The organism is Virgibacillus aidingensis, from assembly GCF_010994035.1.
Classification (GTDB): domain Bacteria; phylum Bacillota; class Bacilli; order Bacillales; family Amphibacillaceae; genus Virgibacillus_N.
On sequence record NZ_WIXN01000001.1, the window covers coordinates 48490 to 61771 of the forward strand.

Consider the following 13282-nt stretch of genomic DNA (forward strand, 5'->3'; position numbering starts at 1 on the left):
CATCGAACTAAACAAAACTAATCTTTCCCATCCATATAACGTTGAAGTTCGCTTGGAACTAGATAGTAATCATCTTCACCTTCATATATGTTAATACCTTCGACATAAAAAGTCATATCTTCGGAAATGCTTATATCTTCCCCCTCAAAAATTGCTGTACCATTCATCTTTGTCTCGAATTCGATGAGATGACCCGTATCCTTCTCAAGCTTTACCGAAAGTGAAAACTCATCGACAGAAGTTTCGCCCGGGTCATCATCCATATCGGTCTGGGCCAGGCCACCCATATCATTTTGAGGAAGTAATTTATGATAGATCGTGTCAGCGTCCCCTTTTAAAATCAATTCATAATACGGTTTGTCATTTATTTCGTCTTCAATATCGTTTACAATTAATTCGTCTATATGTTCAAGTAATACAGGATAATTGATGAAAGAAGTATTTTTATAATCTGCGATAATTTCTTTGTGATCAGCGTTGGGAAGCTTTTGCCAATCCTCATTTTCAGTGTTTGGATTTTCTGTAAAATATGTAGCATCTTCATTAGAATACATGGCAAATTCATAGTCTAATGCGGGCATTGAGCTGTGTGTACTAGATGAAAGCGGGTCAAGCATTAGCTTATTGTGAATTTGCATAGTGATTTCCTGATTGATTGAATCGCCTGTATAGTGTTGATGTAAATTCGTTATTGTCCACATGCTTTGTATTTCCTTCTCGGCTGCCTGAGCTTTTTCTATAATGGCTTGTTTTTCATCAGGGTCCTCTATAGATACTGTGTTATGGTCTTCAGTTTCTTCTTTTTCAGAACAGGATGCAGCAATAACAACAAATAACAAAATGAAACATACTCTTTTCAAGATAAATAAATACCTCCCCAAATGGATATGTTGTTTTTTAGACTGACACAGTCAATATATTGAAAGAAAGCCGATTTGTGCACGATCACATGATTACGTATGGATACAAGGGGGTTCATCCGTGTCAAATCGGTTTACCCTTCATAATATTAACACAACTTATGGAATTGGGTTATTTATCCTCTGAATTTCTGTATAAATTCAGGGTAAAGGTCAAATCTTTTATAAATATGTGCACCATGCTTGAAATATGATCTTATTGAGCGTGTATTTAGGTTACAGGTACTGATTCAAGACGAGCTGCTGGAAACTTCTTTGGTTATTTAAGGACAGGGAGTGATTCGGATGGAGAAGAACGAAGGCAAGAAATGCTTGAAGCGATCATTGGGCGGAAGTTACGGTGACGCAGACACTTCCGATCAGCTTTTTCGGGTCAGAAGACGGGCACGCAGGCATGCAAGAGAACTGCATGAAGCAAGTAGTATTGGAAGCTGACGCAGGCATCCAGGGTATTTTTCATGGGGATGAGTGAACATAACAAGGTGGGTTCACCGTTGAGAACGGTCTCAATCCGAGAGAAACTTTACGGCTGCAAGAAGTGAATTTGTCAGTGTCTTAATAGAAGACAATAGAGGTACTATTGCACCTGGAAAAGCATCTGAACTTCTTGTAATTGAAGGCAATTCCGCTGAGGACATTGAAAATCTTCTACGATGGAAGTATGGTTGTGAACCATGAATAGACCGGCGTTAGTAAACTGTAAAAATTTTTGATAAACCGTCTGTGTGTTACATGAATCAGAGTAAATTTTAAATCCCATTAATCTTCCATAATATTATTGATAAGGGCATACTATTGCTCAAATTAAGTCCAAAGGTGTATGGCTCGAGGCTTCCAAAAATGTGAACTCTGTTAATAGGTATTATCCTGTAATTGAACTGTGAACATCTTGTTTAGTTACAATTAAATCACAAACTTTACAAAACCATTTCATTTATAAAAAGCTATTTTAAAGCTTTGTTTCATGAGTTATACTTAATTCGTGTTTTTTATATTGCTATTGAGAAGCGCAAGAAAGCTAAGTCTAATTAATTAGGAATTAACAATCAAATTGGATGTCACCTGAACTTTCTGAACGATAAATTATATCGATGCCCATCTCCTGAATCGACAAATGACATCATTGTTATTCAAAATATCTTCTTCATAGGAAACTATACATCTAGTTAGATTTACCACCCCACCCTATAGATAAACATCCCAGACTTGATTAACCTAAGGACGGATTTTTCCAGCAAAAATATATATCACTTTTATTGGAAGTTTCATTTTTTCACAAATGAACTGTGGAGAAAAGAGGCTTTTGAAAAACACTTATTTTTTGCCGTGGAAGGGAAATGGTCAAGGGAAGTAAAACAGATTCTCTGAAACATTGATATCATTTGAATAAATTCAAGTTACGCTAAAAATGGGATCCTATATGATACAGCATATTATTTAAAGTGTTAAGAAAAAATAAAACTTTAAAATGAGTGGAGTGAATCGATGATCTTATTGAAAAAGTTGGCATTGACCATCTTGTCCTGTTCTGCCTATAGCTTAGCAATGGCTCTTTTTCATCACACACCGATAAGTCAACAAAAAGATAACGTGCTATATTTCTCGATTTCTGATATATTTTTGCTGTTTTTCTTATTCTCCATCGTAATTTTTGTTATTGGAGGAGTTCCAATTTCAATCATGATTGATAAAATTATAGAAAAGATGAATTTCTCGTGGAGGGTATACAAGTATGTCCTTCATGTAACCCTTTATATTCTTGCTGGTTTACTTGCCGGGTCGTTATACACTTTTGGACTGATTGGAGAGGTTTCTAATTCAGTTTTGCTTCATAGTGCTTTTGGAGCGCTAACGTTTTATGTTGTTTCCTTAACTACTCCTAAACTGATTAATTTTTTTAAAGGTAATCATTGACTGGTTCTTTTATAAGAAAGTGCACAGGAAATGATAGTATTTCATCAAACGACAACCTTTCGTTTTCTAACCGGCCGACTTATCCATTCAATGCCATTCAGGGGCCTCAGTCTCCAGGCTGATTAAAAATCCTTCCTCAGACTATGTGTAAGGGTATGCTTACCATTTATAATATGGAGGAATTGGCAGATTATTAAACGAAGTTCCTTTACATTGAGAACTGTGAATTTAGCTTATATTTCACACTGCGGATATTGATTTCTATAAAAGGCAAGACATTAATTATAGTCTTAATATTCTGATTTAGAATAAGCGTCACGATATTACGCTTACTAGTTAATAGAGTAATAGTATTACAGACACTTATGTTACTAAGGAAAAAATTCAAAAACGGAGGTTACTTATGAAAATTAATTTAAATAATGAAGAAACCCTTTCTTATGTGAAAAGACAAGGGGGAGAACAAACTTTACTGCTGATTCATGGAAATATGGCGTCTTCAGTGCAATGGGACTTGTTAGTTGAAAAAATGGATTCGGCTTTTACCATTTATGCCGTTGATTTGCGTGGTTATGGAAATTCAACTTATTATAGTCCAGTAAATTCTATAAGGGATTTTTCTGAGGATATAAAGCAATTTGCGGATCAATTAAATCTGGACAAGTTTTATTTAGCCGGCTGGTCAAATGGCGGTGGTGTAGCCATGCAGTTTGCGGCTGATTATCCGGAATATGTGTTAAATATAATTTTGCTTTCCTCTATGTCTACTCGCGGATTCCCAGTTTTAAATACAGATGGCAAAAGAATATTTTCAAGAGATCAAATAATTGCGACACCCGGCATTAGTGCGATGCTGGACGCACAGAAATCGAAAAATCAGGAATTTTTCAAATCAGCGATGGATCAATTGCTTTATTCAAATAATCAGCCGGATGAAGAGCGTTATCGACAATATTTGGTTAGTGCAGTGCAGCAAAGGAATATGATAGATGCAGCATATGCAGCTAATATTTTCAATATAAGCACTGTATCTAATGATGCTGCTGAAGGTACTGGAGAAATAAAGAATATCAAGGCGCCTGTACTTATCATCTGGGGGAAAAATGATTTATTAACCACTGAAGAAATGACTTTGGAAATAATAGAAGATATGGAAAACGCCGGTGTAAATTTCAGTTATTCTCCTGTAAACGCGGGTCACGCTTTACTGATAGATAACCTGGAAGCGGTTCTTGAAGAGATATATAAATTTTTAGATGTGACAGTGGATGGCGGTGTATAAAGCAGTTCAAAAGGAGTATGTTAATAGAAAGAATTATCAGATATTTAAAATTTTGGAGGTGAAATATGATGAATAATGAAAATATTATTCTTCAGAAAGCAGACCTGGATCAAATTGAATTAGTTGCCGACCTTTTCGACAAGTATCGTGTCTTTTACAAACAATCTTCAAACGTAGAGGAAGGAAAAAAGTTTATTCGGGAAAGAATGGAAAATCAACAATCTGTGATATTTTTAGCAATCGAAAAACAAGAAAACTTAGTAAGACCATTAGGGTTTGTTCAGCTTTATCCTTCCTATTCATCAGTTAATTTAGCAAAAATATGGATTCTGAATGACTTGTATGTTGAACAGTCTGCGAGGCGGAGGGGAGTAGCTACACGTTTAATGCAAAAAGCTAAGGAGTTCGCCTTAGAAACAGGTGCAAAAGAATTAACACTTGAAACAGCTAAGGACAATCATCAAGCACAGCAATTATATGAATTAATTGGATATAAGAAGGACTCAGAGCACTTTTATTATAATTTATTATGAATAAATGGGTTATTCACTAATAATAATCCAGAAAAAAATACAATGAAACTGCAAAAAATGTCAACGATCTCCGTATATAGAATGAAAAGCGAGGGATAAGAGTATGAACAAGATTTCAAATCATAACTTGAAACATCTTTATAAAAAGCGTTCAATTCGCTTTATAGAGTTGTGGGAATGTGAGGATTGGACTTTAAAAGTTTATGGTATTTCTAATAAAAATGAATTCCCTCCCCTGACTCTAATTAATATAGGAAAAAATGCGGTAAAGGAATACTTGCCAGGCGAGGCCTTTCATCATGGAAGATTCGGGGCAGGATTCCTAGGCATTCATGAAGGTCACGGGTCCAATTTTTTCTTTTTGGGATGGTGGGAGAACGAGAATGAACTCTACCTGCGTGTCTTAAAATCTGCGTCCGAAACACCTAATAAAATATCGAATATTTCTTCGTCGGGCCCAGCAAGTTGTGTATGGGAATTACAGGTCATAAATTTTGAAAAAGATTCTTGGATTTATAACGTTTTAAATAACGCCAATGGACCCAATCTGCATAACTATTTAAATGATCATCTGAATACTGAATTATAGAAACAAAAGAGACGTTGCATAATGATGAAGTATTGTAGAAAAAAGATCACTTAAATTGAGACTTATATTTGTGTCCCACAAGGAAAAAATTTTAAGTATAGGTGGTATTATTATTAAACTTCCACCCATCTTTTACATATTATTTTCTATCATTGTTGTTTCGTGTTCACCAGAACCTGAAGCAGATGAATCTCAGGACGCTAATTATACGGTCATTGAGGATGCTGATGGAGGGAGGGATTTACTGAAAAAAGTTCAAGCTTCCGAGGAAGAATTTAATAGTATATAGACAAGTACAACAGCCTCTCAGAAAATGACAGGGGATGAATTCAATTTAGAATCCCGGCTCGATGTTTCAAATGCTTTAAAAATTGGCCTCCTTGAAGGCCATGTAAATGTGGAGGCGGAAATGCTTGGTGAAAACATCACTTTCGAAATGTATATTAGTGAAGATGCTGCCTATTTATCAGCCAACCCAAGGGATAAAGATTAGCTTTAGGAAAAATTCACAGGTGAGGATCATGAACAAATATCCGGAAGTTTAAATGAAACATTATCATTCATAAATTATGATATTTGGCATGGAAGAAACGGCGTCCACCAGCATTAGCAGCTAATATTCCTTCGCTCAGTGACCCTGATGAAGTTTCGAATCAAATTTTCTTTATTAAATCAGATTTATGATTCTGAAGTCGCTGAGGTTCTCAAGCAATTATACGAACAATCATACGGTATGTCTAAGACTTGGATTAAAGAGGGACAAGAAAATTATGTGATTTCAAAGGATATAATTGCTGATTTCACAGCAGAATTGTTTACTGCTTACTTATGGGCGAGTGAGAAGTATGATTTCAGGAAATACCAAAACGGATGTTTTATCAGGGTTCATAAAAGATTACTTGAACAAGAATAAATAGGTATGTGCCAATAAGTATTCAACACAAGGTGGGTAAGAATATGGCAACATTGGTTTTATTATTATGTTTTTTGGTATTGTGTGTTTTAAAACAATTAAAAGTGCCTGTTTCATATCAAAAAATAGGTCGCATTTCCATGAGTGCAATGCTTGTATTTATAGGGTTTAGCCATTTTTTTATACCAGAAAACTTAATGGAAATGATCCCTCCGGCATTTCCATTTACGCTTCCCATTGTTTATATCACGGGTATTTTAGAATTATTATTTGGCATATTATTATTGTTCGACAAGACATATAAAATGACTGGCAAAATCCTTATGGTATATTTCATTTTAATATGGCCGGCGAATATATACAATGCAATAAATGCGGGAGATATTCCTGGTGGTGTAGAACAGTATGTGCCATATTATCATTGGATACGAGTAATACTTATTCAGCCTTTTTTTATTTTGTGGGTATTGTTGTCAACAACTCTAATAAAAAAGTAGTATCGTATGAAGTTTAAATTGAACGAAAGTGGCGTTATTGGCGGTTGTGCCACATATGATAAATTCGAACAATAAAGGAGACGGTCTTTGTGTTGGTACGAAATGAGGCAGAAATCGAAAATGATATAATCGGATTTATTAAAGGGTGGGGGTATTGCAGAAAGCTGCCTGATACAGAAATAAATACAAAAGGACTTGTAAAAAAAGTGAAATTTGGAGCTTCTGTCTATGGGCGTGAACTTGAATATTTTCATTATTATAAAGAAAATACTTTGCCATTAGAATTTATTAACATAGATGGACCTCATTGGGTAACACTTTTTGCACATACCGAGAAAGTTGTTGAAAACATGAAAAGTTTGGGTTATAACTTACGTGCAAATGAGTATTTAATGAAGGTATGCCCAATAAAGAATATGGGGCAATATAAGAATCATGTTGTAGAGAAAGTGCATACGAAGAAACAATCAGAGGAGATAAATAATTATCTTGGATTTGAAAAGTTTAACCCAGATCGAATCGATGATCCCAATATTCACTATTATTTTATTCGTGCTGATAATAAACCCGTTTGTACAGGAGTGATTTCTACAATAGAGGGAAGCTCCTGCCTGGATCGAATCCACACGGATGAAAACTATCGGGGTCTTGGGTTAGCGGCATCTCTATGCTCCTTCATGCTGGATAGCTGTCAAGATCACGGGGTAACAAGAAATATATTAGGTTCAAGTGAAATGGGACTCCATTTATATAAGAAACTTGGGTATGAAACAGTAATTCCAATGTACGTTTTTGAGAAGAACTAGATATACTTAAAAAGCAATTTAAAATAAGTTTCCAGAAAAACCCAATTGTTTTTATTTGAATCAATTAAATATTAGCATTTGACTAACTTCAATTCTTATACTATACGTTTAAAATAAATTAAGGAGGGATATATAATGTTGGTAATTACCCGTTCATTGAACTGCTAAATGAATAGTTCAGTGGCTCTGAAAGTATCAGAGTTAAACGGGATAAGTTTATCCAATATATCTCTTTACGGCAATTTATAATAAGGGAAAGGTGGATTTTATCTGCCTTTCTTTTTTTATGCATTTTTATAAAATCTCCCCTTTTTCTTTGATCATTTAGGAGTCATTGTTCTTCTTTGTAAAAATCGTTAATGAATACAATTTAAAAGGAGGAAGTATATTTTGACAAACACTATTAAAAAGCCAAAAGTATGGTTTATAACGGGTGCGAGCAGCCGACTGGGATATGAATTTACAAAAAAAGCTTTAGATTCAGAGATAAAGTAGTTGGTGTTGCCAGAAATCCTGAAACACTAAATGATTTTAACCATCAATATAAAGAAACTGGATGTTACGGATAGAGATTCTGTTTTTAAAGTAGTAATAAAGCAATTACTCATTTTGGAACACTTGATATTGTCATTAACAGTGCTGGAAATATGGTAATGGGAATAATTGAAGAGTTTAATGAATATGAAGTCAGCGTCAAATTGAAACAAACTTTTACGGTGCCCTATGGGTGAGTCAGACAGTAATGCACAATTGAGATCACAAGAGTCAAGTCACATTTATACAAATATCTAGCATTGGAGGGTTAATTACAGGCCCGATGACTGGAATTTATAGTGCGAGTAAATTTGCTTTAGAAGGGTTTAGCGAATCGCTGGCACAAGGAGCTGCACATTTTGGTGTTCATGTTTCTATTGTAAAAGAGGAAGTAAAACCCTGGATGGATCTGCAAATTGTAGCGCTGCCTCAAGAAGGGCTTTACACGAAGCCGGATGTCTCGATTCTATCATGGACCCCTGTTATCCTCTTGGCAATGGCGACCTAATTTCTGTTGTTGATACAGGACTGCATGCCTGCCATATGACAGACTATGATCATATTGTAAAAGCATTGGATTGATAATAACAAACGGAGACAAGGCATTAGGGATAGGAGAAGGCTATGGCATCAAAGAAGGAAATAGGGCAAACTTGATTGTTTTTGATTCTGAGTCGGAATACGAGTCAATATGCACAAAGGCACCAGTTCTCTATTCCATTCGAAACGGAAAGTGATGGTTGAAACGAAACCTGCAGAAGCAGCGATGAATGTTGAGTTTTTTTAATGAGGAGTTTATTAGTTAAATAGAAAGAAATCGATAACCGTACAAGTTTGATTTTGAAATCAACAGAGCACAATACCTGAATCAGGATATTGTGTTTTTCTGGCAGGTAAGAAAAAATAATACTTTCTCATAAGCATAAGTATAATGAAGTCTTGAGGGCAAGGCGAAACGGATACTAAAGTTTATAGTATGCGTGCGGTTTCCAGAACCGGGATGATGTTAAGTTTTTTTCTAGGAACCTTCTTTGTAAGCAGCAACGCTGAAAGGAAGGTCTTCTTATTGTGCTCCTTTAAAATCTATCGAAGTCAGTCCCCCCTTTAATCTCAGTTAGTCGCTCATTCAGCATTACTTTAGTTGCGTCAAACTCTGATTCTCCATGAATATATTCTTGTTTTTGAACTTGAATAAGATGTCATTCATGAAATAATTTGTTAATCTCTCTTAATTGCTATGTTATCTCATTGATATTTTCATATGATACCTTACAAAAGGCAGTTAAAATTATGTCGAAATAAGTCGAATGATATTCCGATTTTTAACTGCTAAAACAAATAAAAGGAGGAATGACGTTGACGCAGTCTAATCAACGAGTGAGAAAGTATATACTTTCTACAGCATTTGCAGCTTCCTTGGCTTTTACTCCTGTTTTTAGCGAGAGTGTATCTGCCAATGCTGGAGATGGCGGTTCAGAAGGAGATATATCCATTAGTGAGAGCAATCTTTCTAATGAACTGGATCAAGGGGAAGTCTCATCAGATACGGCACTCATTCAGCATGGAGAAGTGAGTGCAGAGGTAGAGAGTATTCAACAGGAACTTCAGGAACGAGGTTATTATACATATTCAATTGACGGTATTTTTGGTCCAATAACGGAACAGGCGGTAAGAGATTTTCAATCAGACCAAAATTTACATGTTGATGGTATAGTAGGTCCAAATACTTCTGAAGAGCTGGCGCTAATAACAAGTGATTCTTCTGAAGGTGATTTAACAATAACTGAGTCCGGGGATGTATCTACTGTTCAATCTGATATCGTTTCTGCTGCAGAAAGTGTCGTAGGAACACCTTATGTATGGGGTGGAACAACCGCAGAAGGAATGGACAGCAGTGGATTGATTAATTATGTGTTTGACCAAGCAGGTATTGACGTTTCCCGTACACATAGTGAAATGTGGGTAAATGATGGTGTCCATGTAGATTCTCCTAGCATTGGGGATGTCGTATTTTTCGAGGGTACTTATGAAACGAAAGGTGCATCCCATAGCGGCATCTATATTGGGGATAATCAAATGATTCATGCAGGAAATGATGGTGTAAGTGCAGCAGATATCAGCACCGGCTATTGGCAAGATCATTATCTTGGAGCTAAATCTTTTACAGAATAATAGAAATCTAAATTCAAGTGTGGCTGAGTCAAATAATTTTAGCGAAAAGAAATACGAAATTTCCAAAATTTGCGCTAGTAATTTGCAAAATAGAAATAGACCAGCTTCACTTTCAATAAAGAGGCTGTCCTTTAAGAGTTGAATACTAAAGGACAGCCTCTAAAGTTATATTATGGAATTGCATAAACTTCTACAGTAAAGCTCTCTCCATTCGTATTTTCCGGTCTGGCGATATACAGATCATCATTCCCGGTTTCGATATCTGTTTTTGATCCGTCCTGGAGAGCGGTGAAAATAGTTTCATCGATGCCGAAACTGATGTCTCTCATAACATCGAACGTGGCATCAGTTGGACCATCTACGATTCTCCATTCTAATTTTGTTGCATATGGTGGTATGTTCTGAATAGAGAAGTTATCGCTGGAACGGTTTTGCTGACCGTCTTGCGGCTGGCCCTCAGAACGAATCTCTGCAATCTTCTCGGGAGCTTCTACCTCGACGTGGAATTGATCACCGTCTAATATGCGGTCATATGCGTACCAGGCACCCAGCCATCTCCCTGCCGCCTGGTTAGAGTCTGATGAAATAAGCCTCACGGAAAAATTGTCTAATCCATTCGTCGAGGAGCCTTCCCAGGTGGAAGCGAACGGATACTCATCGCAATCTTTTCCGGTCCTATCTTCATCCGCGAATTCCCGGTTACAAGTACTTCTTGTTTTTGATCTGTTTCTATCGTATTCTTCCTGGTGGCGTCTCGTATACATCCGTGTCAACGTACTGTCCCCTGCTTCACCAGGTATATATTTTCCGTTCATTTCAGGCCTTGTCTGTTCAGGATTTTCCATCGCAAACTTCCAATGCTGTCCGGCTTCTTCCAACATAGAAAAATCCGGTTGAGTAATCGGAACATTGAAAATCGGTGTGGCATTACTGAATACAGCACCTTGCCGGAAATATTGATCAGGGAAAGCAAACATATATCCTGCAGAATCTGTACGAACGGTCTGTTTAATTCCATCAATGCTTTCTTCAAAATTATTTGCTGCATGTGTAAGGGTAAGTTTTGGCCAAAATTCCATGTATCCTAATCGGTCAGGGTTGGCGTCAGTTGCTGGCGGTGCCTCTGAGGTGAATGCTTCATTGCCATAGTTACTGTTTTTCCATTGGGCGATGGTTCGTTCGGTAGCTTCTGGATAGTCGGGATGGTTTTGACAGTCTCTTTCATTAAGCAATGATTCACATTCCATATCGACTTCCAGCTTAGCTCCATTCAAAGATGGGTGGGTAACCATGATATCTTCAATTGTATAATAGACCCTCGTATTCCGGCTTTGATTGGAACCATAGCCTATTTGGGTAAATTGAAATTGAATACCGGCATTAAAGCAAAAACCGCCTATACATCTTATGGGTACTTGATATGCTGCCAAGTGGGACCAGCAGAAGGAATACCGGTTCTTAATATATCCTGTTTCTGAATCGCTGTCAGGATGTACCTGGCATTCTTCCGTAGTCAGAATATGATCATAGTCAAATTCAGGCGGTGCCCATCCGTCCGCTGTTTTGATCGGGGGCTCCATGTCAGCTCTATATGTTGCATTACTTTCCTGGTCTTCTTTTATCAAATCATCCAGTGTCTGGAGACCTGCTCTTTTCTCGGTTTGATCTTGCTTAATTCCAAGTTCTTTAAGGGACATCCCTTCCTGCATCAGTTCAGTTGCCTTTTCAATCTTCCCCTCCGGAATCCAATAACCTCCGCCCTCATTATCGGACTTTGCTTGAACAGGAGAAGTCATTTCCGTAGTCAGAAACAAAAGAAGTACAGCTACAACCATAGGTTTATAAAACCTCGCCATTTAATCACTTCCTAATTTTAGAATTGGAATAAGATGCTGCCAAACACTGCTAGACGTTTTGTTACTCAACCCTCATGTTCCATCACTCTTCAATTTAGAATTCCTTCGATGTAAAACGGTTGTATAAAATCCCGTATCTGCCGCTTGCTTTCCCAATAAATTTCTTAAAATTATTCATCTTTTCACCGCCTTTATTATATGAGCCAAAGTCAATAAATTGAACGAAAGGCCAGTCTTGGACGATCTCATAAGTGTTTATGGATCAAGAGGTTTTACATCCATGTCAAATCTGTTCTCTCTTCATAATATAAACACAATTAATGAGATTGGGTGATAACCCTATGAATTTCTATGTGAATTCCAGATAAAGTCAAATCATTTATAAATATGTGCACCATCCTTAAAATATGATCTGATCACGAGTGTTTTTAGTGTTCCAGGTACTGCTGATGGGATCATCTTTGAGTGTTTCAGGTTATGCAGTGAGCCGGTTGGAAAAGGAAGAAGGCAAGATATGCCTGGAGACATTAATTAAGCGGCCGGTTACAAAGGCGCTGATAAATACAATCGGCATTTGGGTCAGAAAATGTGCATGCAGGCACAGTAATTTACTGAAGGTTGTTTTATATTATTCCCGGTACAAAGTGGGATTTTGGGTTTATAGCTAAAGGACATTTGGTTAAGTAAAGGCAATTCAGGTGTTTAAATACACATCAGTCAAATGTTTTTCTGACAAAACAACAGGAGGGAGACTAAAATGCAGCACGGAAAAGCATTGTTGATGAAAGGTTTGTTTACTTTTATCGTCCTTTATTTAGTCCTTGGCCTTGGATTCGGAATGTCTTTTGTAAACGTACTAATCACCACTTTGGTGCTTGGTGTTATTTCCTACTTTGTTGGAGACCTTGGGGTGCTTCCTAAAAATGGGAACATGATAGCTACTATTTCGGAACTTGGTCTCGTGTTGGTCGTTGTTTGGATCATGGGAATAATACTGTCCGGTATAGATATGGTGACGATGGCTGGAGCAGCACTTATTTCCGCTGTGATCCTTGCAGTTGGAGAGTATTTTTTCCACCATTATATTATGCGTAATGGCCCCGTAGGCCACAGGCGCTATGGCACTTCCCATTAATGATAAATAACAAAGAAGCTGTTCCGCTAATGGACAGCTTCTTTGTTATCATGTTTAGATCAATGTCACCGGACAGACTATCCCTAGTTATACATAATTTCTAATACTTACTGTTTATATGGGTAATCTAA

General features: G+C 36.9%; 15 protein-coding genes. 13 read left to right on the forward strand and 2 right to left on the reverse strand.

Going from position 1 to position 13282, the window contains the following annotated elements; all coding sequences use genetic code 11:
* Positions 1-17: 17 nt before the first annotated feature.
* On the reverse strand, positions 18-839 hold the full coding sequence (locus GHD25_RS00300; protein WP_164214351.1) for a DUF6612 family protein: 822 nt from the start codon (positions 837-839) through the stop codon (positions 18-20).
* 366 nt (positions 840-1205) lie between these two features.
* Here GHD25_RS00300 and GHD25_RS00305 point away from each other — a divergent pair, with 366 nt between their 5' ends.
* From GHD25_RS00305 to GHD25_RS00355, 12 genes are all read left to right on the forward strand, one after another.
* Positions 1206-1355 carry a hypothetical protein gene (locus GHD25_RS00305; protein WP_164214352.1) on the forward strand — a complete coding sequence of 50 codons (150 nt, stop codon included), beginning with the start codon at positions 1206-1208 and terminating at the stop codon, positions 1353-1355.
* Positions 1356-2405: 1050 nt separating this feature from the next.
* Positions 2406-2834: a hypothetical protein gene (locus GHD25_RS00310; RefSeq protein ID WP_164214353.1), complete on the forward strand. Its 429-nt coding sequence runs from the start codon at positions 2406-2408 to the stop codon at positions 2832-2834.
* Positions 2835-3237: 403 nt separating this feature from the next.
* The gene (phaZ, locus tag GHD25_RS00315) at positions 3238-4116 is read left to right on the forward strand and encodes an intracellular short-chain-length polyhydroxyalkanoate depolymerase (protein ID WP_164214354.1); all 879 of its coding nucleotides are present in this window, start codon (positions 3238-3240) and stop codon (positions 4114-4116) included.
* 65 nt (positions 4117-4181) lie between these two features.
* Positions 4182-4649: a GNAT family N-acetyltransferase gene (locus tag GHD25_RS00320; RefSeq protein ID WP_164214355.1), complete on the forward strand. Its 468-nt coding sequence runs from the start codon at positions 4182-4184 to the stop codon at positions 4647-4649.
* Positions 4650-4752: 103 nt separating this feature from the next.
* Positions 4753-5238, forward strand: coding sequence for an isochorismatase (locus tag GHD25_RS00325; protein WP_164214356.1), 486 nt, complete (start codon positions 4753-4755; stop codon positions 5236-5238).
* Between the two features lie 313 nt (positions 5239-5551).
* On the forward strand, positions 5552-5731 hold the full coding sequence (locus GHD25_RS00330; RefSeq protein WP_164214357.1) for a hypothetical protein: 180 nt from the start codon (positions 5552-5554) through the stop codon (positions 5729-5731).
* Between the two features lie 147 nt (positions 5732-5878).
* The gene (locus GHD25_RS00335) at positions 5879-6151 is read left to right on the forward strand and encodes a hypothetical protein (protein ID WP_164214358.1); all 273 of its coding nucleotides are present in this window, start codon (positions 5879-5881) and stop codon (positions 6149-6151) included.
* Positions 6152-6195: 44 nt separating this feature from the next.
* Positions 6196-6648 carry a DoxX family protein gene (locus GHD25_RS00340; RefSeq protein WP_164214359.1) on the forward strand — a complete coding sequence of 151 codons (453 nt, stop codon included), beginning with the start codon at positions 6196-6198 and terminating at the stop codon, positions 6646-6648.
* 89 nt (positions 6649-6737) lie between these two features.
* Positions 6738-7454, forward strand: a complete 717-nt coding sequence (locus GHD25_RS00345; RefSeq protein WP_164214360.1) for a GNAT family N-acetyltransferase — start codon at positions 6738-6740, stop codon at positions 7452-7454.
* A 525-nt stretch (positions 7455-7979) separates the two neighbouring features.
* Positions 7980-8108, forward strand: a complete 129-nt coding sequence (locus GHD25_RS20095; RefSeq protein ID WP_276207777.1) for a hypothetical protein — start codon at positions 7980-7982, stop codon at positions 8106-8108.
* Positions 8109-8238: 130 nt separating this feature from the next.
* Positions 8239-8496 (forward strand): SDR family NAD(P)-dependent oxidoreductase, encoded by a 258-nt coding sequence (locus GHD25_RS00350; RefSeq protein WP_276207782.1) that lies wholly within the window; start codon positions 8239-8241, stop codon positions 8494-8496.
* Between the two features lie 842 nt (positions 8497-9338).
* The gene (locus tag GHD25_RS00355) at positions 9339-10160 is read left to right on the forward strand and encodes a C40 family peptidase (RefSeq protein ID WP_164214361.1); all 822 of its coding nucleotides are present in this window, start codon (positions 9339-9341) and stop codon (positions 10158-10160) included.
* Positions 10161-10330: 170 nt separating this feature from the next.
* Here the strand turns inward: GHD25_RS00355 and GHD25_RS00360 are convergent, their stop codons facing one another.
* Positions 10331-12016 (reverse strand): NucA/NucB deoxyribonuclease domain-containing protein, encoded by a 1686-nt coding sequence (locus GHD25_RS00360; protein WP_164214362.1) that lies wholly within the window; start codon positions 12014-12016, stop codon positions 10331-10333.
* A 757-nt stretch (positions 12017-12773) separates the two neighbouring features.
* Between GHD25_RS00360 and GHD25_RS00365 the strand changes: the two genes are divergently transcribed.
* A complete protein-coding gene (locus GHD25_RS00365) occupies positions 12774-13151 on the forward strand; it encodes a YndM family protein (protein ID WP_164214363.1) in 378 nt (125 codons plus the stop codon).
* Positions 13152-13282 lie beyond the last annotated feature (131 nt).

What these genes read in the sequence shown, in the direction of transcription:
- GHD25_RS00305 (WP_164214352.1), top strand. Translation starts at nt 1,206, where the DNA reads ATGGAGAAGAACGAAGGCAAGAAATGCTTGAAGCGATCATTGGGCGGA.
- GHD25_RS00310 (WP_164214353.1), top strand. Translation starts at nt 2,406, where the DNA reads ATGATCTTATTGAAAAAGTTGGCATTGACCATCTTGTCCTGTTCTGCC.
- phaZ (WP_164214354.1), top strand. Translation starts at nt 3,238, where the DNA reads ATGAAAATTAATTTAAATAATGAAGAAACCCTTTCTTATGTGAAAAGA.
- GHD25_RS00320 (WP_164214355.1), top strand. Translation starts at nt 4,182, where the DNA reads ATGATGAATAATGAAAATATTATTCTTCAGAAAGCAGACCTGGATCAA.
- GHD25_RS00325 (WP_164214356.1), top strand. Translation starts at nt 4,753, where the DNA reads ATGAACAAGATTTCAAATCATAACTTGAAACATCTTTATAAAAAGCGT.
- GHD25_RS00330 (WP_164214357.1), top strand. Translation starts at nt 5,552, where the DNA reads ATGACAGGGGATGAATTCAATTTAGAATCCCGGCTCGATGTTTCAAAT.
- GHD25_RS00335 (WP_164214358.1), top strand. Translation starts at nt 5,879, where the DNA reads ATGAAGTTTCGAATCAAATTTTCTTTATTAAATCAGATTTATGATTCT.
- GHD25_RS00340 (WP_164214359.1), top strand. Translation starts at nt 6,196, where the DNA reads ATGGCAACATTGGTTTTATTATTATGTTTTTTGGTATTGTGTGTTTTA.
- GHD25_RS20095 (WP_276207777.1), top strand. Translation starts at nt 7,980, where the DNA reads ATGATTTTAACCATCAATATAAAGAAACTGGATGTTACGGATAGAGAT.
- GHD25_RS00355 (WP_164214361.1), top strand. Translation starts at nt 9,339, where the DNA reads ATGACGTTGACGCAGTCTAATCAACGAGTGAGAAAGTATATACTTTCT.
- GHD25_RS00360 (WP_164214362.1), bottom strand. Translation starts at nt 12,016, where the DNA reads ATGGCGAGGTTTTATAAACCTATGGTTGTAGCTGTACTTCTTTTGTTT.
- GHD25_RS00365 (WP_164214363.1), top strand. Translation starts at nt 12,774, where the DNA reads ATGCAGCACGGAAAAGCATTGTTGATGAAAGGTTTGTTTACTTTTATC.